The organism is Amycolatopsis sp. YIM 10, assembly GCF_009429145.1.
Taxonomy (GTDB): Bacteria; Actinomycetota; Actinomycetes; order Mycobacteriales; family Pseudonocardiaceae; genus Amycolatopsis.
On the sequence record NZ_CP045480.1, the window covers coordinates 7,148,576 to 7,171,511 of the forward strand.

Annotated in this window: 24 protein-coding genes; 11 read left to right on the forward strand and 13 right to left on the reverse strand. The window is 71.1% G+C overall.

What is annotated here, in order from left to right; genetic code table 11:
• The first annotated feature begins 19 nt into the window (after positions 1-19).
• Positions 20-676 carry a M15 family metallopeptidase gene (locus tag YIM_RS33625; protein ID WP_153034144.1) on the forward strand — a complete coding sequence of 219 codons (657 nt, stop codon included), beginning with the start codon at positions 20-22 and terminating at the stop codon, positions 674-676.
• Positions 677-689: 13 nt separating this feature from the next.
• On the opposite strand, the gene YIM_RS33630 is transcribed toward YIM_RS33625, so the two are convergent.
• The 7 genes from YIM_RS33630 to YIM_RS33660 form a co-directional block, all read right to left on the reverse strand.
• Complete coding sequence (locus tag YIM_RS33630) at positions 690-1,745, reverse strand: hypothetical protein (RefSeq protein WP_153034145.1); 1,056 nt, start codon at positions 1,743-1,745, stop codon at positions 690-692.
• Positions 1,746-2,083: 338 nt separating this feature from the next.
• Positions 2,084-2,314, reverse strand: coding sequence for a hypothetical protein (locus YIM_RS33635; RefSeq protein WP_153034146.1), 231 nt, complete (start codon positions 2,312-2,314; stop codon positions 2,084-2,086).
• A gap of 35 nt (positions 2,315-2,349) precedes the next feature.
• Positions 2,350-2,733 carry a hypothetical protein gene (locus tag YIM_RS33640; protein WP_228004178.1) on the reverse strand — a complete coding sequence of 128 codons (384 nt, stop codon included), beginning with the start codon at positions 2,731-2,733 and terminating at the stop codon, positions 2,350-2,352.
• 11 nt (positions 2,734-2,744) lie between these two features.
• Positions 2,745-3,077 (reverse strand): hypothetical protein, encoded by a 333-nt coding sequence (locus YIM_RS33645; protein WP_153034147.1) that lies wholly within the window; start codon positions 3,075-3,077, stop codon positions 2,745-2,747.
• Positions 3,077-3,526 (reverse strand): RDD family protein, encoded by a 450-nt coding sequence (locus YIM_RS33650; protein WP_153034148.1) that lies wholly within the window; start codon positions 3,524-3,526, stop codon positions 3,077-3,079. The genes YIM_RS33645 and YIM_RS33650 overlap by 1 nt, the downstream gene beginning before the upstream one ends.
• Positions 3,527-3,639: 113 nt before the next feature.
• On the reverse strand, positions 3,640-4,737 hold the full coding sequence (locus YIM_RS33655; RefSeq protein ID WP_153034149.1) for an AI-2E family transporter: 1,098 nt from the start codon (positions 4,735-4,737) through the stop codon (positions 3,640-3,642).
• A gap of 39 nt (positions 4,738-4,776) precedes the next feature.
• The gene (locus YIM_RS33660; protein WP_153034150.1) at positions 4,777-6,969 is read right to left on the reverse strand and encodes an MMPL family transporter; all 2,193 of its coding nucleotides are present in this window, start codon (positions 6,967-6,969) and stop codon (positions 4,777-4,779) included.
• A 112-nt stretch (positions 6,970-7,081) separates the two neighbouring features.
• Here YIM_RS33660 and YIM_RS33665 point away from each other — a divergent pair, with 112 nt between their 5' ends.
• Positions 7,082-7,690 (forward strand): TetR/AcrR family transcriptional regulator, encoded by a 609-nt coding sequence (locus YIM_RS33665; protein WP_228004179.1) that lies wholly within the window; start codon positions 7,082-7,084, stop codon positions 7,688-7,690.
• A gap of 119 nt (positions 7,691-7,809) precedes the next feature.
• Here YIM_RS33665 and YIM_RS33670 read toward each other — a convergent pair whose 3' ends face one another.
• On the reverse strand, positions 7,810-8,274 hold the full coding sequence (locus YIM_RS33670) for a dihydrofolate reductase (protein ID WP_153034151.1): 465 nt from the start codon (positions 8,272-8,274) through the stop codon (positions 7,810-7,812).
• Positions 8,271-9,068, reverse strand: coding sequence for a thymidylate synthase (locus tag YIM_RS33675; RefSeq protein ID WP_153034152.1), 798 nt, complete (start codon positions 9,066-9,068; stop codon positions 8,271-8,273). Before YIM_RS33675 ends, YIM_RS33670 begins: the two co-directional genes overlap by 4 nt.
• Before the next feature lie 204 nt (positions 9,069-9,272).
• Here YIM_RS33675 and YIM_RS33680 point away from each other — a divergent pair, with 204 nt between their 5' ends.
• The 3 genes from YIM_RS33680 to YIM_RS33690 all read left to right on the forward strand — a co-directional run bounded on the left by YIM_RS33680 (position 9,273) and on the right by YIM_RS33690 (position 12,147).
• The gene (locus YIM_RS33680; protein WP_153037412.1) at positions 9,273-10,691 is read left to right on the forward strand and encodes an MFS transporter; all 1,419 of its coding nucleotides are present in this window, start codon (positions 9,273-9,275) and stop codon (positions 10,689-10,691) included.
• Positions 10,692-10,701: 10 nt separating this feature from the next.
• On the forward strand, positions 10,702-11,634 hold the full coding sequence (locus tag YIM_RS33685; RefSeq protein ID WP_153034153.1) for a bile acid:sodium symporter: 933 nt from the start codon (positions 10,702-10,704) through the stop codon (positions 11,632-11,634).
• Positions 11,635-11,712: 78 nt separating this feature from the next.
• On the forward strand, positions 11,713-12,147 hold the full coding sequence (locus YIM_RS33690; RefSeq protein ID WP_153034154.1) for an ester cyclase: 435 nt from the start codon (positions 11,713-11,715) through the stop codon (positions 12,145-12,147).
• 16 nt (positions 12,148-12,163) lie between these two features.
• Here the strand turns inward: YIM_RS33690 and YIM_RS33695 are convergent, their stop codons facing one another.
• Complete coding sequence (locus tag YIM_RS33695; RefSeq protein ID WP_228004180.1) at positions 12,164-12,952, reverse strand: TSUP family transporter; 789 nt, start codon at positions 12,950-12,952, stop codon at positions 12,164-12,166.
• 75 nt (positions 12,953-13,027) lie between these two features.
• Here YIM_RS33695 and YIM_RS33700 point away from each other — a divergent pair, with 75 nt between their 5' ends.
• Entirely contained in the window at positions 13,028-13,789 is a 762-nt protein-coding gene (locus YIM_RS33700) for a helix-turn-helix transcriptional regulator (RefSeq protein ID WP_153034155.1), read from the forward strand.
• Here YIM_RS33700 and YIM_RS33705 read toward each other — a convergent pair.
• Positions 13,782-14,342, reverse strand: a complete 561-nt coding sequence (locus YIM_RS33705; RefSeq protein WP_153034156.1) for a TetR/AcrR family transcriptional regulator — start codon at positions 14,340-14,342, stop codon at positions 13,782-13,784. The two genes, YIM_RS33700 and YIM_RS33705, sit on opposite strands and share 8 nt — an antisense overlap.
• 61 nt (positions 14,343-14,403) lie before the next feature.
• Here YIM_RS33705 and YIM_RS33710 point away from each other — a divergent pair, with 61 nt between their 5' ends.
• Positions 14,404-14,718 carry a hypothetical protein gene (locus tag YIM_RS33710; RefSeq protein ID WP_153034157.1) on the forward strand — a complete coding sequence of 105 codons (315 nt, stop codon included), beginning with the start codon at positions 14,404-14,406 and terminating at the stop codon, positions 14,716-14,718.
• 409 nt (positions 14,719-15,127) lie between these two features.
• Positions 15,128-15,907: a hypothetical protein gene (locus YIM_RS33715; RefSeq protein WP_153034158.1), complete on the forward strand. Its 780-nt coding sequence runs from the start codon at positions 15,128-15,130 to the stop codon at positions 15,905-15,907.
• A 45-nt stretch (positions 15,908-15,952) separates the two neighbouring features.
• Here YIM_RS33715 and YIM_RS33720 read toward each other — a convergent pair whose 3' ends face one another.
• Together YIM_RS33720 and YIM_RS33725 are read right to left on the reverse strand one after the other, a co-directional pair.
• The gene (locus tag YIM_RS33720; protein ID WP_153034159.1) at positions 15,953-18,655 is read right to left on the reverse strand and encodes a BTAD domain-containing putative transcriptional regulator; all 2,703 of its coding nucleotides are present in this window, start codon (positions 18,653-18,655) and stop codon (positions 15,953-15,955) included.
• A gap of 75 nt (positions 18,656-18,730) precedes the next feature.
• Positions 18,731-19,210, reverse strand: a complete 480-nt coding sequence (locus YIM_RS33725) for a MarR family winged helix-turn-helix transcriptional regulator (RefSeq protein WP_153034160.1) — start codon at positions 19,208-19,210, stop codon at positions 18,731-18,733.
• Between the two features lie 110 nt (positions 19,211-19,320).
• Here YIM_RS33725 and YIM_RS33730 point away from each other — a divergent pair, with 110 nt between their 5' ends.
• Genes YIM_RS33730 through YIM_RS33740 form a run of 3 tightly spaced genes read left to right on the forward strand, consistent with a single transcriptional unit; the run spans position 19,321 to position 22,863 of the window.
• Positions 19,321-20,403 carry an epoxide hydrolase family protein gene (locus tag YIM_RS33730; RefSeq protein WP_153034161.1) on the forward strand — a complete coding sequence of 361 codons (1,083 nt, stop codon included), beginning with the start codon at positions 19,321-19,323 and terminating at the stop codon, positions 20,401-20,403.
• A 27-nt stretch (positions 20,404-20,430) separates the two neighbouring features.
• Entirely contained in the window at positions 20,431-21,426 is a 996-nt protein-coding gene (locus YIM_RS33735) for a MerR family transcriptional regulator (RefSeq protein WP_153034162.1), read from the forward strand.
• Positions 21,427-21,477: 51 nt separating this feature from the next.
• Complete coding sequence (locus YIM_RS33740; RefSeq protein WP_194239844.1) at positions 21,478-22,863, forward strand: hypothetical protein; 1,386 nt, start codon at positions 21,478-21,480, stop codon at positions 22,861-22,863.
• The last annotated feature ends 73 nt before the right edge of the window (positions 22,864-22,936 follow it).

The following is a 22,936-nucleotide window of genomic DNA, read 5'->3' on the forward strand; positions in this document are numbered from 1 at the left end:
CGCCAGTCCGGAGGAACCTATGCCGTCATTCGTGTCATTGTCGGATCCCCGCGTCGCCGCGCTGCCCGTCCGGGAATGTGGCGAGCCGCTGGTGGACCTGCGCGACACGGGCGCCATCCGGCTCGACACCAGGCTCGCCGACGAGCCGGGCGCCTTCGCGCACGTTCGGCTCAGCGTCGCGGACCGGCTCATCGCCGCGCAGTGCCAGCTCCCGCGCGGGCTGCGCCTGCTGGTCATCGAAGGGTTCCGGCCGCGGGCCGTGCAGGAGCGGTACTTCGCCAGCAGCAGGTCGCGGATCGCGCTGGCCAATCCGGAGTGGACCGCCGAACGCGTGTACGCCGAGGCCGCGACCTACGTGGCACCGCCGGAGGTCGCCCCGCACGTCGCCGGGGGCGCCGTGGACCTCACCCTGTGCACCGTCGACGGCGTCGAACTCGCGATGGGTTCCGAGGTGAACGCGACCCCGCCCGAACACGGCACGGAATGCTTCACCGCCTCACCCCTGATCGACCTCGACGCGCGCGCCAACCGCAGCACCCTGATCGAGGCCATGACCACGACCGGTTTTGTGAACTACCCCAGCGAATGGTGGCACTGGTCCTACGGGGACCGGTACTGGGCTTTCAGCTTGGGCACCACCCACGCCCGCTACGGCCCGGCGACGCTCGAACCGTGAGCAGGCTCAGGTTTCAGTGTTGATGGCCGCGCCCGGCAAGGGCCTGGCGCCACGCCTCCCACTCCGGGCGAGCGCCCTTCCGGAACGAAGCGGTGCCATCGCCGGTCGGGAGGCTGCTGGACCGCAAGGCGAGGCGGTCGGGGCCGCACAGGGTGTCGTGTTTGCACGCCGAACGGGCAGCGGGGAAATGCAGAGTGGTCGATGTGCGAATTTCGGCACCCGGTATGCCGAACAGCGGGTCGGCCAATGCCAGGGCGACATGGGCGTGGCGCGGGTCGTCACCCGGCCACTCGACGTTGAGGTCGGTGCATCCCGTCGTCCACGTCTGCGTCCACAGGGCTTGCCGCAGCAACGCGATCCGACGCAGGAACCCACTTGCGATCCGCGTCGGGCCGAAGACTCGGCCGTATGCTGCCAGCACTCGCTCTTCGGCCGCGGCGAGACGATCCGGTGCCACGGAAGCCAGGTATTCACCGGTACCCAGTTCACGATCGCGAACCTCCCGATATGCGGCGGCGGCACACCAAGCCGCCCTGCCGACCCCGGGGAGTTCAACCCTGGCCGTCGGCACGTCGATCAAGAAAAGTTCTGTTGACCGCCGCTGTTGCCGGGCACGCAGGCCACAAATGCCCGACACTTCCCCATCGAACCCGAACGGCATCAGCTCGTACAGCAGGGGCGCCACGGCGACGGGGTTGAGGTGGAGCTGCAAGCGGTTTCGCAACGGAGTGACCGAACGGATCACCACGACAGGCCGGGTCAGCCTGCCGTCGGGGTGGCGGTGCAGGTGGTGGATCGCCTGCGTGGCGGCGTCCAGGATGCCGGCCTCGAGTTCGATCTGCGACCGCGCGGTCGCGTCCGGAAGCAATACCGCCCGCAGGCCGGGGGGAAGTTCGAGGTCAGGACCGAACGGCATTCGCATCACTGGAACTCGAGCAAACGCGCGAAGGTTGGCCAGCGCAGCTACTGGCAACGCGGACACCTCGGCGCGAAGCGCGTCCGCGGCGGTTTGAAAGGATTCTCCGGTCAACTGACGACGACGGTTGACGAGATCGGTTTCCCATGACACAGCGCACCTCGTTCTGCCCTGCCCGGCGCGGCGCAACAAGGTCGAACGGCAGTCAGGTAGACGATGCCACGAATGGTCAGAGGTGAGCTGCGTGGCCATCCGGCCGTTCCGTGGTGCACCATCATATTGCCGGGCGATGACGGTTCCGACGTAGCGCGCGCTCGACGCACCACAGACAGTAGCACGTCATGCGAGGCGGCACGGGGCCCAGGACGCACAGCGGCAACGACGAGCAATCTAAGTCCACAGAGGACATGACTTGTTCCGCTGTCTGCGGCGTAATCGCGCAGCCGTGGCCGATTGCGAGTTCAGCTGGACCTCGCCCACCGGGTAATAAGTCAGTGGCTCTGGCGGCGTTCCTGTTCGCGTCGGGCCCTGGCGCCACGGCGGCGGAGTTCGATCCGTGCCGTCCAGTGGTAGAGCACGTCGTAACCCGCGATGCCGACCGCGAGCAGGCCCGCGAGGCCGACGAGCACCGTGGCCGGGATCTGGTCCAGCATCCGGCACACCGCCGCCGCGCCCAGCAGGACCACGCCGATGCCGAGGGACCACTTGGCCAAGCCAGTCATGTTTCCACCTGTTCTTCTCGAATTCCCGGAGCCGGTCAGCCCGGAGTGATGCCGTAGTGCGCGCGCACCTGGCGCAGATCGGGAGGCGCGTAGAAGCCCAGGTCCTTCGCGCTGACCACGATCGACCGGTCGTGCGTCTTGAACTCCTGCGGCGGCGACCAGCGGTCCTCGAGATCCGGCGACACGGCATAGGCCCGCATGATCGCGTCGATCACCGCGACGGCCTCGCGCTCGCTCGCCGCCTCGATCACCACGTCACCGCGCTGCCAGCCACCACCGAACTGCTCACTGCAGTCCCACCTCGCGGAAGTCACGCCGTCGACCGACATCGTCACCGCGGTGAAGGCCTCCTCGCACCGCTCGGCGTCACCGGAACACGCCGAGACGGGCAGCACCAGCGCCGCCAGCACGACGGGCACCCACCCTCGCCTCATTGAAGCCGGCCCTTTCCATAGCGGGCACGCAGATCACGGATCTTCGGTGTGCCGGGGAAACCGGCGGCTCCCACCACAATCGACCCGTCCTCGCTCCGGTACCGCTGCGGCGTCGACCACTGGGGTTCGAGGCGCGGCTCGGCGGCGAACGCCTCCTCGCGCGACGAGACCCGCAGGACCACGTCGCCCCGTTGCCAGCCACCACCGGACTTGCCGCTGCACTCCGCCTTTCCCAGGCTGAGCAACACCGCGAGTGCGCCACCGACCGGCCCGGCCTCCGACAGCCGGCGCACGAGGCGGCGCCTGCGGCGTTCCCACCTCTTGCCCATCAGCGCCCCCGGGCGTCCACAGCGACCCTGACCTGCGAACCGCCGCCGCCCGGCGCCGTTCCACCACCGGCCAGCGCGCCCGCGATCACGGCGGCCAGGAGCAACGGCAACAGCACGGTCCTGACCAGCATCGCCCACGGCGCCTTGCCACCGATCCGGCCACCGTCCGCGACGCGCACGAGCCGCGTGCCGGTGAGCACCGCGCCGAGCGCGCGGCCGTCGCGGTAGCAGCACAGGCCGTACAGCAACGGCACCACGATCAGGATCGCCGGCATCGACAGCACCAGGACCCCGTCGGTGAGGTGGGCTGATCGGTCCACAAGGGACAGAACCACGACGCCGGCCAGCGCACCGAGCAGGCACACGGCCGAATCGACGAGCCAGGCCAGGAACTTCCGCCAGGTACCGGCTTCGACGTAGGGCTTGGCGATCGGCCCTGAGTAGGTCATGGCGCTCCGGAGGTCAGGGCGTGATCTTGCCCCGACAACCTAACCGACGCGGCCCTCGGGCGGTGTGGTCCGTTCGCACCCCTGCCGGATCACCGGGGACCTCCTGACCGGAGTCAGGGACCGACCGGCTCGTCTTCCGGTTCCTCCGGCTCGGTGCTGAGCTGTTCCCGCAGGTAGTTCCACAACACCGCGACCATGGCCGCGACGGGGACCGCGAGCAGGCTGCCGGTGATGCCGGCGAGGCTTCCGCCCAGCGTCACCGCCAGCAGCACGACCCCGGCGTGGAGGCCGAGGCCGCGGCTCTGCAGCATCGGCTGGAAGACGTTCCCCTCCAGCTGCTGCACCACGATGATGATGCCCAGCACGATCAGCGCTTCGACCCAGCCGTTGAACACCAGCGCGATCAGCACCGCGACCGCCCCGGCGAACAACGCGCCGACGATCGGCACGAACGCCGCGACGAAGGTCAGCACGGCCAGCGGCAGCACCAGCGGCACGCCGACGATCCACAGGCCGATCCCGATGAACACCGCGTCGAGCAGGCCCACGAACGCCTGCGACCGCACGAACGAGCCGAGGGTGCGCCAGCACCGCTCGGCCACGACCGGCACGTCGGTGGCCAGGCGCCCCGGCAGCTGGCGGCCCAGCCACGGCAGGAAACGCGGGCCGTCCTTGAGGAAGAAGAACATCAGGAACACCGCCAGCACCGCGGTGACCAGGCCGTTGGCCACCGTGCCGACCCCGGTGGCGGTCGCGGTGAGAATGCTGCCGACGCTGTCCTGGATGCGGATGACCGCCGCGTCCAGCGCGCCGCTGATCTCGGCCTCGCCGATGTTCAGCGGCGGCCCGGCCGCCCACTGCCGCAGTTGCTGGATGCCGTCGACCACCCCGTCGGCCAGCGCGCCGGACTGGCTCGCCACCGGGAGCACGATGAGCAGCACGATCCCGGTGACGAGCAGCAGGAACAGCACGAGCACGGTGGCCGCGGCCAGCGCGGCGGGCCAGCGGCGGCGGCGCAGGAACCGGGCGATCGGCCAGGTGAGCGTGGTCAGCAGCAACGCGATCACCACCGGCCAGACCACCGGCCACAGGTGCCCGAGCAGCCACAGCACCACCCCGGCCATCACCAGCACCACCAGCAGGTGCAGGGAAACCCGCGCCGAGGTGCGCAGCGCGGCGCGGGTCTTCACGGCATCCAGCGACACACGCATGGGCACACCCTAGACAACCGCGCGCGCCACCGCTGGCCGTCAGCCGACGGGCACCCGTTGCGGGACCGGTGGCGCGCCGGGGGCCTCCTCGACGCCGAACCGCCGGTGGACCCGGCGCAGCGCGGGCGGCGCCCACCAGTTGGCCCGCCCGGCCAGCCGCATCAGCGAGGGCAGCAGCACCCCGCGGATCAGCGTGGCGTCGGCGAGCACCGCCACCGCCATGCCGAGCCCGATCATCTTGAGGTAGACCACCCCGCCGGTGGTGTAGACCGCGAAGGACGCCGCCAGCACCGCGGCCGCCGCGGTGGCCAGTGGCGCGCTGCGCTGCAGTCCGAGCGGGACGGCGGCCGCGCTGTCCCCGGTGCGCAGGAACTCCTCGCGGATGCGGGAGACGATGAACACCTCGTAGTCCATGGACAGCCCGTAGACCACGCAGAACATCAGCATCGGCATGCTCGACTCCAGCGTCCCGGTGGCGGTGAAGCCGAGCGCGCCGGCGAGGTTGCCGTCCTGGAACACCCAGACCAGCACGCCGAACATCAGCCCGATGCTGAGCAGGTTCAGCACGGTGGCCTTCAGCGGCAGCAGCACGCTCCCGGTGAGCAGGAACAGCACGGCGAAGGTGAGCAGCAGGATCACCGCCAGCACCAGCGGGATCCGCTCGGTCATGCTCGCACGCCAGTCCGTCATCTCGGCGGGGCTGCCGCCGACGAGCACCGTCGCGGGCGCGGGCACCGCCCGGACGTCGGCGACCCACGCGGGCACGTCACCTTCGAGCGTCGACTGGGCGGGGATCGCGGTGAGATAGGTGCCGCCGCCGCGGGTGAAGCGCTCGGGGTCTCCGCCCGGAATGGACTGTCCATTCCGGAATGAACCGGCAGCCGAATCGACCTGTGCCACACCGGGAACCTCGGACACCCGGCGGGCGTAGTCGGCGAACGCGCCCGGATCGGCGACCGGGGCGACCAGGTACAGCGCGTCCGACTCCTCCTGGCCGAAGTTCTGCCGGACCTGCTCCGCGGTGATCCGGCCGCTTGCCTCGGCGGGCAGGATCCGGGCGTCCGGCAGGCCGAACCGCAGGCCGAGCACGGGAGCCGCGATCAGCAGCACGAGCAGCAGCGCGGCCCCGCCGGTGAGCACGGGCCGCCGCATCACCGCGCTGGAGAGCCGGAACCAGAAGGTGCCCGCCCGTGCCGGGCCGCGCCGGGCCGCCCGATGACCGAGGGTGGCCAGCGCGGCGGGCAGGATGACCAGCGCGCCGATCAACGCGGTGAACACCACAAAAGCCCCGGCATAACCGAAGGAACGCAGGAACGACAAGGGGAACAGCAACAGGGCGAGCAGCGAGGCGGCCACGGTGATGCCGCTGAACAACACCGTCCGCCCGGCCGTGCGGACCGCGGTCACCACGGCGTCGCCCACCTCCGCGCCACGGCCGAGTTCCTCGCGGAACCGCGCGATGACAAAGAGGCAGTAGTCGACGCCGAGTGCCAGTCCCATGACGAGCGCGATGTTCGCGGCGAAGGTCGATACGTCGGTGAAGACCGCGACGCCGCGCAACAGGCTGAGCGTGCCGACGATCGCGAACACGCCGATGCCGAGGGTGAGAAAGGCGAGCGTGATCCGGCGGTATAGCAGCATCAGCAGCACGAGCACCAGCGGGATGACGATGATCTCGGCCCGCAGGAAGTCCGTCCGGGCCTGCGCGCCGATCTCGCGGAAGACCACGTCCTGACCGCCGGCCTCGATGCGGAATCCGGCGGACTCGCCACTGAACCGGGCGGCCAGTTCGCCGACGCGGGCGCGGGCTTCGTTGACCTCGCCCGGGACCCGCGCGAGCACCAGGGCCTGCCGGGAATCGTTGCCACGCAAGGCGGGGCTGTCGCCGCGGCTCCAGTAGGACCCGGCTTCGGCGACGCCGGGCTGCGCGGCGAGCAGCTCGGTGAACCGGATGCCCTCGGCCCGCGCGGCGGGGTCGTCGACGGTCCCCTGCTTGCTGGTGAGCAGGAAGACCAGGTTGGGCGTGCCGGTGTGGAACTGCTGGTCGAGGACCTCGGCGGCACGGTCGGATGCGGAACCGGGCGCGTCGATCCTGGACAGCGAGAGCGCGCTGAGCGCACCGGCGCCGAGCACGGCGGCGACCACCGTGAGCAGCACGGCGGCGAGGAGCACCCAGCGGCGCCGTCGGACGGTGAACCGGCCGAGGCGCTCGAGTGCGGGTTGTCGGGGCACGGCGGAACCTCCGGTGGAGGGAACGGGTTAGGGTAGAAACACGAGTGAGCGCTCGCATTCGAAATTACGAGCGTTTACTCGTGTTTGTCAACCGTCCCCGGTGAGGAGAGGTGTGCCCGCACAACAGGGCCCGCGCCGCCAGGCACGCGGGCAACGACGGATGGAACAGCTCACCGACGCCGCGGCCGAGGTGTTCGCCGAGGCCGGCTACGCGAAGGCGACCACCAACGCCATCGCGGCGCGCGCCGGGGTGTCGCCGGGCACCCTGTACCAGTTCTTCGCGAACAAGGAGGCGCTGGCCGAAGCGCTCGCCGAGCGGTACCAGGAGCAGCTGCGGTCCGCGCACGAAAAGGCCTTCGACCCGGCGGCCGCCACGCTGCCGCTGCCGGAGTTGGTGGAGCGGATGACCGGGCCGATGATCGAGGTGAACCTGGCCAACCCCGGGTTCAAGGCCTTGTTCACCGGGGTCGACCTGCCCGAACGGCTCACCGCCCCGACGCGGGCACTGCACGAGGCGGTGGTCGGCCGGATCGCCGAGGTGATCCGGACCCGCCGCCCGGAACTGCCCGCCGACCGCGTGCGGACGGTGGCCGTGGTGTCCGCCCAGATCTTCGGCGCCCTGCTGGGCACCGTGGTCGGCGCGCCACCGGCCGAACGCGAGCGATGGGTCACCGAGTTGAACCGGGCCCTGGTCGGCTACCTGACCCCGGTGCTCGACTGACCGGCATGCGGCGACCGCACGAGGCTGTCACACGGGATCAGTCGTCCAGGTGAGATTGGCTGAGGGCTTGTCCGCGGCGCGGCTACGGCGCCTCCAGGTACCGCGACGGCCGCTACCGGCTAGATCCAGCTCCAGGTCAGGAACCGGTAATGCAAGCCGGTTGTCGACTCCTGCCACGCTCCGGCCGAGTCCGGCGTGCGTCCGACGGACGGCGCGTAGGTGTCGCCGTCGAAGCGTTCCTGGATCTCGGTGACCTCGACCCGGTCCGCGACCGGCAGCGCCGCCCGGTAGACGGCCGCGCCGCCGATCACCCACACGTCCCCGGCCACCGCGGCGAGCGCGCTCGCCAGGTCGGGAAAGGTTTCCGCGTCCTGCTGCGGCGTCCGCGACAGCACCAGGTTCCGCCTGCCCGGCAGCGGGCGGAACCGCGGCGGCAGCGACTCCCAGGTGCGGCGGCCCATCAGCACGGTCGCGCCCGCGGTCAGCGCCCGGAAGTGCTTCAGGTCCTCCGGCAGGTGCCACGGCAGCTTGCCGTCACTGCCGATGACCCCGGTCGACGACTGGGCCCAGATGAGCCCGATCACACCGCCACCGGCGCCTTGATCCCGGGGTGCGGGTCGTAGCCCTCCAGCGCGATGTGCTCGTAGGTGTAGTCGAACAGGCTGTCCGCCGGCTTCAGGCTCAGCGAGGGGAACGGCCGCGCGTCGCGGGCGAGCTGCGTGCGGACCTGCTGCTCGTGGTTGTCGTAGATGTGGCAGTCGCCGCCGGTCCAGATGAACTCACCGAGGCCGAGGCCCACCTGCTCGGCGATCATGTGCGTGAGCAGCGCGTAGCTGGCGATGTTGAACGGCACGCCGAGGAACAGGTCGGCGCTGCGCTGGTAGAGCTGGCACGACAACCTGCCGTCGGCGACGTAGAACTGGAAGAACGCGTGGCACGGCGGCAGCGCCATCCGCGGGATGTCGGCGACGTTCCACGCGGAGACGATGATCCGCCGGGAGTCGGGGTTCTCCCGCAGCGCGCGCAGCACCTCGCTGAGCTGGTCGACGTGCCCGCCGTCCGGGGTCGGCCACGAGCGCCACTGCACGCCGTAGACCGGGCCGAGGTCGCCGTCGGGGGCCGCCCACTCGTCCCAGATAGTGACGCCGTGCTCACGCAGCCAGTTCACGTTCGAGTCGCCGCGCAGGAACCACAGCAGCTCGTATGCGATCGAGCGGAAGTGCACTTTCTTCGTGGTGACCAGCGGAAAGCCGTCGGAGAGCCGGTAACGGAGCTGGTGCCCGAAGATCGACCGCGTGCCCGTGCCGGTGCGGTCCCCCTTGCGAGCCCCCGTGTCGAGGACGTGGCGGAGAAGGTCTTCGTACTGCGTGTCCGGCATGGCCGCGAGCCTAGACGAGGCTGCGGCCCTGCTTGCGCAGCAGGTGACGCGCGCGTCGTGGACGGTTGCGGCAGACGCAAAGATCCGTTGTCAATGTTGCGTGGCAAGACCGCCCCCGGCGTCCATAGCGTCACAGCCATGTCCCACAACGCTCTCCGCGACCGCCTCACCACCTCCCGCGACCGGCGCGCCCTGCTCCCGCTCATGTGCGCCTGCGTCGTGCTCGTCGTCGGCATGGTGGCCGCGATCAATCTCGCCGTGCCGATGCTCGCCGCGAGCACGCTGCGCCCGTCGGCACCGGCGCTCGTCTGGATCGTCGACACCTACGTGATCTTCTTCGCCTGCCTGGTGATCCCCGGCGGTGCCGCCGGTGACCGCTTCGGGCGCAAGGGGGTGCTGCTGGCCGGGCTGCTGCTGTTCGCGGCGGGCGCGCTGCTGTCCGCGGTGGCGCCCGACGTGGCCCTGCTGCTCGCCGGGCGGGCGGTCACCGGCGTCGGCGCCGCCGCCGTGCTGCCCAACACGCTCGCCGTCCTGCTGCACGCCGTCCCCGCCGAACGCACGGGTGTGACGATCGCCACCTGGGCGTCGATGACCGGGATCGGCGGAGTCGCCGGGAACGTCGGCGGCGGGGCGATCCTGTCGGGCGGGTCCTGGCGGTGGTTGTTCGCCGCCGTCGTGCCGCTCGCGCTGGTGCTCGCCCTGCTCACCGCCCGGATCGCGCCGGTGTCGTCCCGCCACGACCGCCGCCTCGACCCGCTCGGCACGGCGTTGTTCGTCGCCGCCTCGGTCGCCTTGCTGGTCGGCATCGTGCAGGGCCCGGAAGCGGGCTGGGGCAGCGCGATCGTGGTGACCGGGTTCGCCGGGTCCGCCGTGCTGTTCGCCGCGTGGACGTTCGTCGAACTGCGCACCGAGCACCCGCTGCTCGACCCCAGGTTGTTCCGCATCGCGGGCCTGCGCAGCGCCTGCCTCGGCATGACCACGGTGTTCTTCGGCATGTTCGCGCTGTTCTACGTCAACGCCTCGTTCCTGCAGTACGCCAAGGGATTCGGCGTGCTGGGAACCGGGCTCGGCATCATTCCGCTGACCGTCCCGCTCATCGTCGGCGGACGGCACGCCGGGCACGTGGCGCGGCGCATCGGGCTCGACGCCACCCTCGCGCTCGCGTTCGCCTGCGTCGGCGGCGGCCTGCTCGGACTGTCCACAAGCGACACCCAGACCCCGTACCCGGTCTACGCGGCCTGGCTCGTGGTGACCGGCATCGGCGTGACGCTGGCGCTGCCGACGCTCTCCGGAGTCATCGCGGGCTCCCTGCCACCGTCGCAGACCGGGGTCGGCACGGGACTGCAGGCCACCACCCGCGAATTCGGCAGCGCGCTCGGGGTGGCCGTCATCGGCACGGTGCTCACCGCCCGGTTCACCGCCGAACTCCCGCCCGATCTGGACGCCCGGACCGTGGCGCAGGCGCTCACCGCCGCTCCCGGCCGCGCCCACGAAGTCGTCGGCGCGTTTGTCACCGGCGCCGGTACCGGGCTGCGCGTGATCGGCGTGGCCGTGCTCGTTCTCGGCGGACTCGTTGTCCTGCAGTCGCTGCTGTCCCGGCGCGCGTCGATCAGCGGGCAGTAGGCTGCTCCGAATGGAACGGCACCAGGTGGGCATCTACCTGGGCGCACTGGCCGCGGGCGCACTGGCCGGCCGGCTGATACCCGCCGCCGGGCCGGGGCTGGCGGTGGTCATCAACCCGGCGCTGGCCGCGCTGCTGTACGTGACCTTCCTGCAGGTGCCCGCCGCCGAACTGGGCCGGTCGCTGCGGAACGGCCGGTTCCTCGGCGCGGCGCTGGTGGTCAACTTCGTGGTGGTGCCGCTGGTGGTCGCGGTGATGTTCCCCGTCCTGCCCGGGGACGAGGCACTGCGGCTCGGCGTCTTGCTGGTGCTGCTGACCCCGTGCGTGGACTACGTGATCGTCTTCAGCGGGCTGGCCGGGGGCAGCAGCCGGAGCCTGCTCGCGGCCACGCCGCTGCTGCTGCTCGTCCAGCTGCTCCTGCTGCCGGGATTCCTGTTCGTGTTCCTGGGTTCCGAGCTGACCGGGGTGGTGGAGGCCGGCCCGTTCGCCGAGGCGTTCGCCGTGCTGATCGCGCTCCCCCTGACCCTGGCCTGGCTCACCCAGGCCTGGGCCGCGCGCCGTGTGACGGGCCGCAGGTTCGCCGAGGCGGCGGGCACCACGATGGTGCCGTTGATGGCGGTGGTGCTGCTGGTCGTGGTGGCGTCCCAGCTGCCGAAGCCCGGCGGCGACCTCGCCCCGGTGCTCGCCGTGGTGCCGTTCTACCTGCTGTTCCTGATCGTGATGCCGTTCGCCGGACTCGGCGTCGCACGGCTGTTCCACCTGGACACCGCGGACCGCCGAGCGATCGTGTTCACCGGCGCCACCCGCAACTCGCTGGTGGTGCTCCCGCTGGCGCTGGCGCTGCCCGGCGACCTGGCCGTCGCCCCGGTCGCCGTGGTCACCCAGACCCTGGTCGAAGTCGCCGGCATGGTGCTCTACGTCCGGCTGGTCCCCCGGCTGGTGTGACACGTCACTTCACGTCACATTTCCCGGGCACGGTCGGTCGAACGGGTGGACGCACACCAGCCGAGAAGGGGTTCCACCATGACCGTCACGCGAGAAGCCACCAACAAAGCCCTGTTCCGCCGGTTCCACGAGGCGATGAACACCCGCGACCTGGCCACCATCGCGAAGACGATCGACGAGGTCGTCGCCCCGGACGTGCTCTTCCACGCGCCGGTGCCGACCGGCCTGTCGGGGCGGGAGGCACTGTTGAACGTCTGGCAGGTCCTGCTCCGCGCGTTCCCGGACATCCACGTCGAGGTGGAGGACCTGATCGCGGAAGGCGACAAGGTGGTCTCCCGGAACACCGTCACCGGTACCCACCTCGGCGAGTACCGCGGCACCCCGGCCACCGGAAGAACGGTCTCCTACAACGAAATGTTCATCGTCCGCTTCGAGGGCGACCAGGTGGCCGAGCTGTGGGGCGTGGTCGACGTCTTCGGGCAGCTGCGACAGCTCGGCCTGGTCCCGGCCTGACCGGCGGCGTCCGTCCTCAGTGGACGCCCGCGCCGACGGCGGCCAGCGTGACGACGACCAGCAGGCCGAGATAGGCCCACGCGTGCACGTCGTCGCGGACCCGGGGCGGGCGCCGCCGGAGCAGCACGATCACCGGGATGGCGGACACCAGGAGGGCGCCGGCCGCGCGCGGGTCGATCGAACCGGCCAGGCCGGCGCCCGCCGCCTCGGGCGCGCCGAGCAGGAACACCACCAGCGCGGGCAGGCTGATCGCCAGGGTCAGCGGGTTGGCCAGGCGCGCGGCCACGGACATCGGCAGGCCACCGCGGCGCAGCATCGGCACGGTCAGCACGCTGCCGCCCACCCCGAGGAACGCGGCGACCGCCCCGATCGGCACCCCGGCCACCGACGGGATCGGCAGCGGGCGCCGCGTGGTCTCCCCGGCGGCGCGGAAGAAACCCGGGCGCAGCACCACATCGGCGATGGTCACCACCAGGTAGGCGACGAATCCCCAGTGGATGAAGGCGGCCGGGGCCAGGCGCGCGAGCAGCGCCCCCGCGGCACCACCGGCCGCGAGCAGGACGCACAGCCAGGCCGAACCGCGCAGGCGGCGCAGCACGTCACCGGGCGTGGCGAGCGTCGCGACGGCGGCGTTCACGACCATCACCACCGAGGACGTGGCGACCGCGACCACGGCGGCCGGGTCCCCGAGCGGGGCGTCCACCCACATGATCACCGGAACCGTGACGAACCCGCCGCCGAAGCCGAACAACACGGTCGTCGTCCCGGTGACCACGCCCACCAGGACGAGGAAGAGCAGTTCCATGCCGCCCAGTCCACCGCCGCGCCGGCTGGCCTACAATCGATGTCCGGCCTCCGACCATCGAGAACCGGCCAGCTGATGAAGAACATCCCGGTCGCCGCGATCGACGACGACCCCCGCGCGGTCCTGCCGATCGCCACCGACTACCCGCCGGGCTGCCTGCTCGACTGGCACGAGCACCGCCGGGCGCAGTTCCTGTACGCCGCGCGCGGCACGATGGTGGTCGACACCGACGACGGCACCTGGACGATCCCGCGCGAGCGGGCGGTGATGATCCCGGCGCGCACGCGGCACCGGGTGCTGATGGACGGCGTGCGGACGGCCAGCCTCTACCTCGAACCCGGCGCGGTGCCGTGGTGGCCGTCCGCCTGCGAGGTGGTCGAAGTCGGGCCGCTGCTGCGGGAACTGCTGCTGGCCGCCGCCGATCTCCCGGTCGGCCACGACCTGTCCGGCCGCGACGGCGCGCTCGTCGAACTGCTGCTGTTCGAACTCGCCACGCTCACGCCGGTGCCGCTGCACCTCCCGCTGCCGATGTCCGCGGTGCTGCGGTCGCTGTGCCGGGAGTACCTGATGGACCCGATGGCGGGCGTCACCAACGCCGACTGGGCCCGCGCGGCGCTGCTCAGCGAGCGGTCGCTGACGCGCGCCTTCCACCGCGAGATCGGCATCGGCCCGTCGGCGTGGCGCCGCCGGGCGCGCCTGCTCGCCGCCGTCCCCCTCCTGCGCGACGCGACGGTCAGTGAGGTCGCCACCCGGCTGGGTTACGCGACGCCTGCCGCCTTCACGCACGCGTTCACTCGGGAACTGTCGATGACCCCGTCCAGCCTGCGCGTCACGTGAGCAGCTCGACGTAGTCCCGGTAGGCGCGTTCGATCCGGGCCCGGTCGCCGGTGGCGTCGAGGTCCAGCAGCAGGCCGCGGATCTGCGCGAGCAGCCCGGTGGCCAGTCGCCGGGCTGCGGCGGGATGGTGGCCACCGGCGGCGAAGCCGTCGGTGAACACGGTCAGCCATTCGGTGGTCAGACGCGCCCTCGAGACGCCAGCCTGCTCGTCGCCCAGCCTGCCGATCGCCGCCACCTGGCCGAACAACCGGAAGTACCGGTGCGCCTCGTCGCCGCCGAACCAGGACCACGCCCCGGCCAGCGCGCTGGGGAAGTCCTTTGTGGACGGCAGGACGGCGCGGGCGCGGTCCAGCTCCCAGGCCCGCGCCCGCTCGAGGGCGGCGTCGAGAAGCGCCTGGCGGGAACCGAAGTGGTGCACCAGCATCCGGGCGCTGGTCCCGGCCGCGGCGGCCAGGCGGTCGAGTGTCGCGCCCGGCAGCCCGCACTCGAGCAGATCACGGGCGGCGGCGTCCAGCAGTCGGTCGCGGTGAGCCGAGTCGACGGTGCGAGCCATGCCCGTCAGTCTTTCATGTAACGTCTATTACAGGAATGATCAGCCCACCGAAGGAGAGCCCATGCTGCGCGCCGTGTTCGCCCGCACGCTGAAGCCCGGCGTCACCGACGAGGAGTTCATCCGGGCGTGGCTCCCGCCCGGCCGGACCATGGACTCGTACCCGTCCGGCGTGACCATCAGCCACAACCTCACCGACGAGCGGCAGATCATCTCCATCTTCGAGGTCGACTGCACTCCCGAGGAATTCCCCGGGCTGCTCGCCTCACTGGTCCACCCGGACTCGGCCGCCCGGCTGGCCGAAGTCGTCGAGTCCACCCAGCTCGAAGCCGTTTTCGAGGACACCGCCGCATTCGGTGCCCGGCAGCCACTCGGCTGAGCGGGCGCCGTACCGGCGAGGGCCGGACGTAAGCACTTCGAGGGGGAACAAAAATGAAACGACGCGCAACGACCGTGGCCACCATCGTCGCGGCCTTCGCGCCGGGCCTTCCCGCGGCGGTTCGGGCGATCAGGTCTCCGGCCGGTACCACAAGAAGACCAGGGAACTGGAGTGTGCGACCACTTCCCCAACGGCCACGCGACCTACGTCTACCTGAGCGTCAGCGGGCACGGCACGGCCCGCTACCGCAGCCACGGATCGAACACCTGCACCAGCCACACGGCCCCCGACCACGGCAAGACCCGCCTGACACCGGCGGTGATCGGTGTCAGTGCGATGTCAGGAGCGTGTCCGGACGGTCGGCGAATGTTGTCCCAACACCGCAACACCACCGACCAAGGGGCACGAAATGACCACCTACACCACGCCGGAACCGATCACCGCCAAGCTGAGCACCGCGGGTGCCAAGGTGCTGGTCGTCGCGAGCGAGCGCACCGACACGGTGGTGCTCGTCGAGCCCATCGACAAGACGAGCAAGACCGACGTGAAGGTCGCCGAGCGCACCGAGGTCGCCTTCGCCGACGGCGCGCTCTCGATCAAGACGACCAAATCGGGTGACAAGAACGGTTCGGTCGCCATCACCGTCGAACTGCCCGCCGGTTCCAAGCTGGTCCTGAACACGGCGTGGACCGAGGTGCACGCCGAGGGCCCGCTCGGTGACTGCGAACTGAACCCGGCCTCCGGGCAGATCCAGCTCGCCCACGTCACCGGGACCACCCACATCGAGGGCGGCGCGGCCGACGTGCGGATCGCCGAGGCCGACGGTCCCGTCAGGTATTCGGGCTCGACCGGGAAGGTCCGGATCGGGCACGCCCGGTCCGATGTGGAACTGCGCGGCTCCGGCGGCAGCTTCGACATCGACCACGCCGAGGGCGACGTCTTCGCCAGCACCGGCAACTGCCCCATCCGGATCGGCCGGATGACGCGCGGCCAGGCCGAGCTGACGAACGCCGCCGGTGGCATCGAGATCGGCATCGGCGAGGGCACCATCGCCTTCGTCGACGCCGAGAGCACCAAGGGCGCGGTGCGCGACTCCCTGTCCGCGCCGGAGCACGAGTCCGGTGACCAGGTGAAGATCCACGCCCGGACCCGGCTCGACGACATCGTCATCCACCGCGTGGCCGGCTGAGCCGCCAGGTGCCCGGGGCCGGACGGCTCCGGGCACCTTCCCGCGTCAGATGTCCCTGAGCAGTTTCTCGATGTGCTCGGCGATCGGGTCCTGCCGCTGGAGGGCGAGATCGCGTGCCTGCTGCCAGGTGACGGCGGCCTCGGCGCGGTCACCGGCGGCGATCAGCTGGTGGCCGAGTTCGATCCGCAGTGCCACCACCCGCGCGGTCGCCTGTGTGTCCACACTGGACTTCAGCGCGTCCCGGTAGGCGGCGATCGCCGCGCGGTGGTCACCACCGGCCGCGTGGGCCAGCGCGACCGTCTCCAGGCCCGCCACGAGCCGGGAAAGCTCGCCGTGGGCCTGGAAATCCGCCGCCGCCCGCTGGGCCGCGGCCAGTGCCTCGCCGAAGCGCCCCAGCCCGATCAGGGATTCGGCGCTGTTGTTCAGCGCCATCGCCGCGGCGATCGGCTTGCCCCGGCTCAGGCTGAACTGCTGCGAGCACGCCGCCGCCTTGAGGGCCTCGTCGTAGCGACCGGCCCGGTTGTAGATCGAGCTGAGGTTCAGGTACGTCGTCGCCTGCAACTCCACGTTGCCGAACTTCTCCGCCAGCCGGAGCGCGCTCAGGCCCATGGCGATTTCGTCCTCGCTGCTCTTGAGGAAGCCGTACGGCAGCGTCAACCCGTTGCGGCACCTGGCTTCCAAGTACTCGTCGCCCAGTTCGACGGCGTAGTCGAGCGCGGCCTCGTACGCCGTCATGAGCCGCTGGTAGCTGCCGCGGAGGTGGAAGTACTGCCAGGAGCACAGGGCGAGCAGGATCGCGTCGCGCCGGCGGCCGTATTCCCGTGCGCCCAGCACCAGCTTCAGCACCGTGTCGCGTTCGGCGTCGAACCACTCCACCGCCTCGCGGCGGCCGGCGAAGTCCAGCGGGGTGACGCCGTCGGGTGGCTCCGACGCGACGGGCAGGTCGTAGGACCGGCTCAGGTGCCGGGTGCCGCGGTAGGCAGTGTGCAGGTACCAGGTGAACAGCCGGTCGTGCGCGGCCCGTTCGTCCAGCGGGTCGCGCTCGACCTCGCACCGCGCGAACTCGCGGAGCAGGTCGTGCAGCTCGTAGCGGTCACCGTCGCGCTGCTCCAGCAGGCTGGCGGTGACCAGTTTCCCGAGCACCGCACCGGCCCGCGCGACCGGGATCCCGGCGAGCGCGGCGGCGGCTTCCGCGCTGAAGTTGTTGCCGGGGTGCAGGCCCAGCAGCCCGAACACCCGCGCGACCTCGGGCGCCAGCGTGTCGCAGGACCAGGCGAACACCGCGCGGAGGTCGGTGCTCACGTCCTCGTCGAGCGACAACGCCCCCAGGCGGCTCGGCCGCGCCCGCAGCTCGCCGACCCAGCGCGCCAGCGGCCAGTCCGGGTGCGACGCGGCGTGTTCCGCGGCCAGCCGGACGGCCAGCGGCAGCCGGGCGCACAGCTCGACCAGCTCGGCCGCCGCCTCGTGCTCGCGTTCGACCCGGTCGGCACCGATCACCGTGCCCAGCAGCGCCAGCGCCTCCTCCTGGGACGGCAGGCCCAAGGTCAGCAGCCGGGCGCCCTCGCGAACGGCCAGCCCGCGCATCCTGGCCCGGCTGGTGATCAGCACGAACGAGTCGGCGCCCGGCAGCAGCGGGCGGACCTGCTCGCTGTTCTCGGCGTTGTCCAGCAGCACCAGCACCCGCTGGCCGTCGAGCACGCTGCGCAGCAACGCGGTCCGCTCGGGCAGGCCGTGCGGGATCCGCTCCGGCGCCACGCCCGTGCTCCGGAGCAGCGATTCGAGCGCGTCCTGCGGGCTGAGCGGTTCACCGGGGCCGTAGCCGCGCAGGTTCAGGTAGAGCTGGCCGTCCGGGAACAGGTGCTTGACCGAATGGGCCCAGTGCACGGCCAGCGTGGTTTTCCCGATGCCACCCGTGCCGTCGACGGCCGAGATCACCAGCGGTCCGGACCCCGTGCCGTCGAGGCTGCCGAGCAGCGCGGCGAGCGCGGGTTCACGGCCGACGAACCCGCGGATGTCCGGCGGCAACTGCTTCGGGCCGGTCGGCCGGGGCGTCACCGCGATGGTGCCGCCGAGCAGGTCCTGGTGGATTTCCTTCAGCGCCGGACTGGGATCGGCGCCGAGCGAGTCGGCGAGTCGCCGCCGCACGGTCTCGTAGTGCTCCAGCGCTTCGGCCTGGCGCCCGCTGCGGGAGAGCGCGAGCAGCAGCTGCCCGTGCAGCCGTTCGTTGAGCGGGTGTTCCTGGCTCAGTTCGGTGGTTTCGCGGAGGATCGCCGCGTGCTCACCGGCTTCGAGCATCACGTCGTGGTAGTCGAGCCGGGCCGCGAAGTGCTCGTCGAGCAGGGCCTGCCGGGCGCTGTCCAGCCACACCGTGTGCAGCCCGGCGAACGGCTCGCCCCGCCACAGCTCGAAGGCGCGCCGGTACTCCCCCGCGGCGATCGCGTCCCGGTACCGGTGCAGGTCGAGCCGCTCCGGCGCCACCACCAGCCGGTAGCCGAGCGGGCCGCGCTCGATCACCTCGGCACCGAGCACCTGCCGCAGCCGGGACAGGTAGCTGCGGAGCGTGCCGAGCACGCGGTGCGGTGGCCGCTCGCCCCACACCCGGTCGGCGATCCGGTCGAGCGGCACGGTCCGGTTCGCGTCGACCAGCAACGCCGCGAGCACGCACTGGCGCTTGGCCGGTCCCAGCTCGACAACGCGGCCACCGACCCGGACGAGGAGATCCCCGAGGACCTCGAATTCGACCGCCATGCTCCCCCAAGCGAGTCCCGGACCCCGTGCGGCGCCCGCCAGCCGCAGGGTACAAGCCCCGGCGCCGCCCGCCGGTCAGCGCCACGGCTCCTCGGGGGTGCCCGTGCGCCGGTTGTGGTGGTCGAGCAGTTTCGACAGCAGTGCGGTCAGCCGCGCGCGTTCCTCCGGTGACAGCGGGGCCAGCAGGTCGTCCTGCCGGTCGGCCAGCTGCTTTTCCAGCCGTCGCAGGTGGCGTTTGCCCGCGGTGGTCAGCGAGATGGTGTTGCGCCGCCGGTCCGCCGGGTCCGGGGCCCGCTCGACCAGGCCGCGCTCGGCGAGTTCGTTGATCGTCGCCACCATGTCGCTGACGTGGATGCCGCTGCGACGGCCCAGCGCGGCCTGGCTGGCCGGGCCGAACTCCTCCAGCGTGGCCAGCAGCCGGTAGTGGTAACCCCGCGCGCCGGCCGCGGCGAACCCGTCGGCGACCAGGCGGTGCGCGTGCTGGCCGGTCTGGGTGAGCAGCCAGCTGGGCAGGCTCTTCCACCGCGCGGGTGTCTCGTCGCCGGGGTTCTCCATGTGGCCATCCTAGCCAATCGTTGGCCACACCAACGATCGGCTGCTATCGTTCGTGGCACAAACGTTAGTCGCCCGAATATTAGGGCTCCGAACGAACTGGGGAAATCATCGTGATCAAGCCGTTCCGCATCGACATCCCGCAGGCCGACCTCGACGACCTGGCCGACCGGCTGGCCCGCACCCGCTGGCCCGACGAGGTCGCCGACGCCGGGTGGGACTACGGCTTCCCGCTCGCGCGGCTCAGGGAACTGGCCGAGTACTGGCGCACCGGCTACGACTGGCGAGCGCAGGAGGCCGAGCTCAACGAGTTGCCGCACTTCACCACCGAGATCGACGGGCAGAACATCCACTTCGTGCACGTCCGGTCCGCGAATCCCGACGCGCTCGCGCTGGTCCTCACCCACGGCTGGCCCGGCTCGTTCCTGGAGTTCCTCGACGTGATCGAACCGCTCTCGCGCGAGTTCCACCTGGTCATCCCGTCCATTCCGGGCTACGGCTTCTCCGGGCCGACCCACGAGCGCGGCTGGGACGTCGTCCGGATCGCCCGTGCCTGGGCCGAGCTGATGCGCCGCCTCGGTTACCAGCGCTACGGCGCGCAGGGCGGCGACTTCGGCGCGGGCATCTCGACCGCACTCGGCGCGGTGGCGCCGGAGCAGGTCGCCGGGGTGCACGTGAACTACCTGCCGACCCACCCGGCCGAGGGCGTCGCACTGTCCGAATCGGACGAAGCCAGGCTGGACCGGATCAGGCACCTGATGGCGAACCGCCCGCCGTACCAGGCGTTGCAGGCCGCCACCCCGCAGACCATCGGCTACGCGCTGACCGACTCGCCGGTCGGTCAGCTGGCTTGGATCGCCGAGCGCTTCGCGCACTGGACCGACCCGCGCTCGCGGATCAGCGACGACCGGATGCTCACCGACATCTCGCTGTACTGGCTGACCGCCACCGCGGCTTCCTCGGCGCGGCTGCACCACGACACCCCGCGACGGATCGATCCGTGCCCGGTGCCGGTCGGCGTGGCCGTGTTCGCGCACGACATCACGCTGTCGGTGCGGCCGCTGGCCGAGCGGCTGTACGACATCCGGCACTGGTCGGAGTTCGAGCGGGGCGGCCACTTCGCGGCGATGGAGGTCCCCGAACTACTCGCCGAGGACGTCCGTACCTTTTTCCACGGCCTTCGGGCTTGCACCTGAAGTAACTTGAGACGGCAGGGTGGGGCCATGAACGACGACCTGTACCCCATCGGCGACGTGGCGCGCCGGACCGGACTGACGGTCAGCGCCATTCGCTTCTACTCAGACGAGGGCATCGTCCCGCCCGCCGAGGTGACCGGCGCCGGCCATCGGCGGTACGACCTGCGCGCCATCGCCCGGCTCGAACTCATCCACACGCTGCGCGAGCTGGGCACCGGGCTGGAGGAGATCCGGCGGCTCCTCCACGGCGAAACGACCCTGCACTACCTGCTCGCCGAGCACCTGGAACTCGTCGAGCGCCAGGAGCGCGAACTTCGGACGAGGCGCGCCGTGCTCCGGGCGCTGACCAAGCAGAGCGATCCCGCCGCGCGGGCCGTGCTGATGCGCGAACTCGTGTCGATGTCCGACGAGGACCGTGAACGCCTCATCGACGACTTCTGGGCCGACGTCAGTTCCGTGGTCCCGCCCGACTTCGCCGAGCGGCTGCGTGCGATGCGCCCGCACCTGCCGGACGATCCGACCGCCGCGCAACTCCAGGCGTGGATCGAACTGGCCGATCTGGTGCGGGACACGCGGTTCCGCGACGCCGTCCGCGCGTACCTGCACGACACCTTCGCCGTCGATCCTGGCCCGCGGATGACCGCGACACCGGTGCAGGAGTTCATCCACTCCACCGGCGAGCAGCTCATGAAGCAGATCATCGCGGCGTACCGCAGCGGGCTCCCGGCGGACTCCCCGCACGCGGTCGAGCTGGCCGACCGGCTGGCGCGGGAGGCCGCCGGGGCGACCGGTGCCCAGGTCACCCCGGAGCTGCGCGAACGGATGGCCGCGGGCTTTCTCGTGGTCGGCGAGCACTACCGGGCGGCGCTGGAGGATCCGGAGTACGACGCCACGCATGGCCGGTACCTGTCGCTGGTGGCGGTGATCAACGGGACGGAAGCCCAAGCCGAGCCCGAGTTCGATCTCGGCGAACTGGGGCCGTGGCTGTCGGCGGCGCTGAGGTTGACACCCACCGCCCGATGATCGTTCAATGGTCCAGACCAGCAGGTCCGCCTCCGGGTGAAAGGGGCCATCGTGAACTTTCCCCGCAGGTTGCGCCGTTTGGTGGTCGCCGTGGCGGTGGCCGTGGTGGCGCTGCCGGGAATCCCGGCACTGGCGAGCGGTCCGGCGGAACGCGTGCGGCCGCTCGACGGACGGACGCTGGGCTGGTACGAACCCGCCGACGAGCAGGGCCGCCGGCTCGAGCTGATCCTGCGGAACAGTTCCCGCTACCTCATCGGCCCCTGGTACGCGCAGACCTACCGGAGGTACGCCGAGGACGGCTACCTGGACCTCGGCGGTACCGACGAGCGCGCGGTGCGCCTGCCCGCGATGACCGCGCTGACCACCGCGACCGCGCTCAAGCTCGGCGCGTACGACCCGAAGAACCTGTCCGCGGCGAACGCGACCATCCGGCTGACCAATCTCGTGCGCACCCTCGCCGCGCGCCACAAGGCGAACAACCCCAACCCGGCCACCGCGTGGGGCTCGAACTGGCAGTCCGCGCTGTGGGCCTACTACGACGGCGCCGCGGCTTGGCTGATGTGGGACCAGCTCTCCGCAGCGGACCGGTCGAAGGTCACCGCGATGCTGGTCGCCGAAGCGAACCGGCTGACCACCGGCAACGACGTCTACCTCGTCGGCACCAGCGGTGACCAGCTCTACCAGACCAAGCGCGACGGCACGGTGATCACGCCGGGTGACACCAAGGCCGAGGAGAACAGCTGGAGCGCGGCCCTGCTGGGCCTGGTTTCCGCGATGATGCCGACGAACCCGAACGCCGGGGCGTGGCAGCGGCGCAACGCGGAACTGCTGGTGGCCAGCGCACCGCGCCCGGCCGACCTGACCAATCCGGCGGTCATCAACGGGATCCGGCTGTCGACGTGGTTGCAGGGCACCAACATCGACGACGACGGGATCCTGCGCAACCATAACCGGGTCCACCCGCTGTACATGGTCTCCTACGACCAGAACCTTTACCAGGGCGCCATTTCCGCGCTGGGCCGCACGTGTGCCCCGGCCGCCGCGCTGCACAACCTGCCGCTGGTCTACCGGGCACTGGTCGACCGGCCGTTCGACGGGAAGACCATCTACACCCGCGGTTCCGCCGACATCCACTATCCGGAGGGCAACGACTGGGGCACCGAATTCCCGTTCTACTTCGGCAACTTCGACTTCCTGGCGGCGCTTTACGGGCAGGACTCGCAGTCCTCGGTCAAGGCGGGCGAATGGGAGCGGCTGCACAACGAAAAGCAGCTGGCGATGCAGGCCAGGTTCACCGATGGCCGTACTTATGGGGCCCACGGGGAAAATACGTACTACGGGCGTGAGCAACGAATCGGCGTGATGGCGGGACAGGCGTATCTGTCGTTGTGGATGGCCCGGAATTCGCAGGGGTCCAAGGTGTGCTGGGTGCCGTAGGCCTTTCCGGGGAGGTGTGGCTGGGTCTTGTTGTTGTTGGATGTTCCAGCGTGGTCGCCGGGTTTCGCTGAAG

Bases quoted from the DNA above. Each gene is read 5' to 3' on its own strand.
- YIM_RS33655 (WP_153034149.1), bottom strand. From the start codon at position 4,737: ATGCGTGTGTCGCTGGATGCCGTGAAGACCCGCGCCGCGCTGCGCACC.
- YIM_RS33710 (WP_153034157.1), top strand. From the start codon at position 14,404: ATGCTGCGCGCCGTGTTCGCCCGCACGCTGAAGCCCGGCGTCACCGAC.
- YIM_RS33635 (WP_153034146.1), bottom strand. From the start codon at position 2,314: ATGACTGGCTTGGCCAAGTGGTCCCTCGGCATCGGCGTGGTCCTGCTG.
- YIM_RS33690 (WP_153034154.1), top strand. From the start codon at position 11,713: ATGACCGTCACGCGAGAAGCCACCAACAAAGCCCTGTTCCGCCGGTTC.
- YIM_RS33700 (WP_153034155.1), top strand. From the start codon at position 13,028: ATGAAGAACATCCCGGTCGCCGCGATCGACGACGACCCCCGCGCGGTC.
- YIM_RS33685 (WP_153034153.1), top strand. From the start codon at position 10,702: ATGGAACGGCACCAGGTGGGCATCTACCTGGGCGCACTGGCCGCGGGC.
- YIM_RS33645 (WP_153034147.1), bottom strand. From the start codon at position 3,077: ATGGGCAAGAGGTGGGAACGCCGCAGGCGCCGCCTCGTGCGCCGGCTG.
- YIM_RS33725 (WP_153034160.1), bottom strand. From the start codon at position 19,210: ATGGAGAACCCCGGCGACGAGACACCCGCGCGGTGGAAGAGCCTGCCC.
- YIM_RS33650 (WP_153034148.1), bottom strand. From the start codon at position 3,526: ATGACCTACTCAGGGCCGATCGCCAAGCCCTACGTCGAAGCCGGTACC.
- YIM_RS33675 (WP_153034152.1), bottom strand. From the start codon at position 9,068: ATGCCGGACACGCAGTACGAAGACCTTCTCCGCCACGTCCTCGACACG.
- YIM_RS33720 (WP_153034159.1), bottom strand. From the start codon at position 18,655: ATGGCGGTCGAATTCGAGGTCCTCGGGGATCTCCTCGTCCGGGTCGGT.
- YIM_RS33695 (WP_228004180.1), bottom strand. From the start codon at position 12,952: ATGGAACTGCTCTTCCTCGTCCTGGTGGGCGTGGTCACCGGGACGACG.
- YIM_RS33680 (WP_153037412.1), top strand. From the start codon at position 9,273: ATGTGCGCCTGCGTCGTGCTCGTCGTCGGCATGGTGGCCGCGATCAAT.
- YIM_RS33715 (WP_153034158.1), top strand. From the start codon at position 15,128: ATGACCACCTACACCACGCCGGAACCGATCACCGCCAAGCTGAGCACC.
- YIM_RS33625 (WP_153034144.1), top strand. From the start codon at position 20: ATGCCGTCATTCGTGTCATTGTCGGATCCCCGCGTCGCCGCGCTGCCC.
- YIM_RS33705 (WP_153034156.1), bottom strand. From the start codon at position 14,342: ATGGCTCGCACCGTCGACTCGGCTCACCGCGACCGACTGCTGGACGCC.
- YIM_RS33735 (WP_153034162.1), top strand. From the start codon at position 20,431: ATGAACGACGACCTGTACCCCATCGGCGACGTGGCGCGCCGGACCGGA.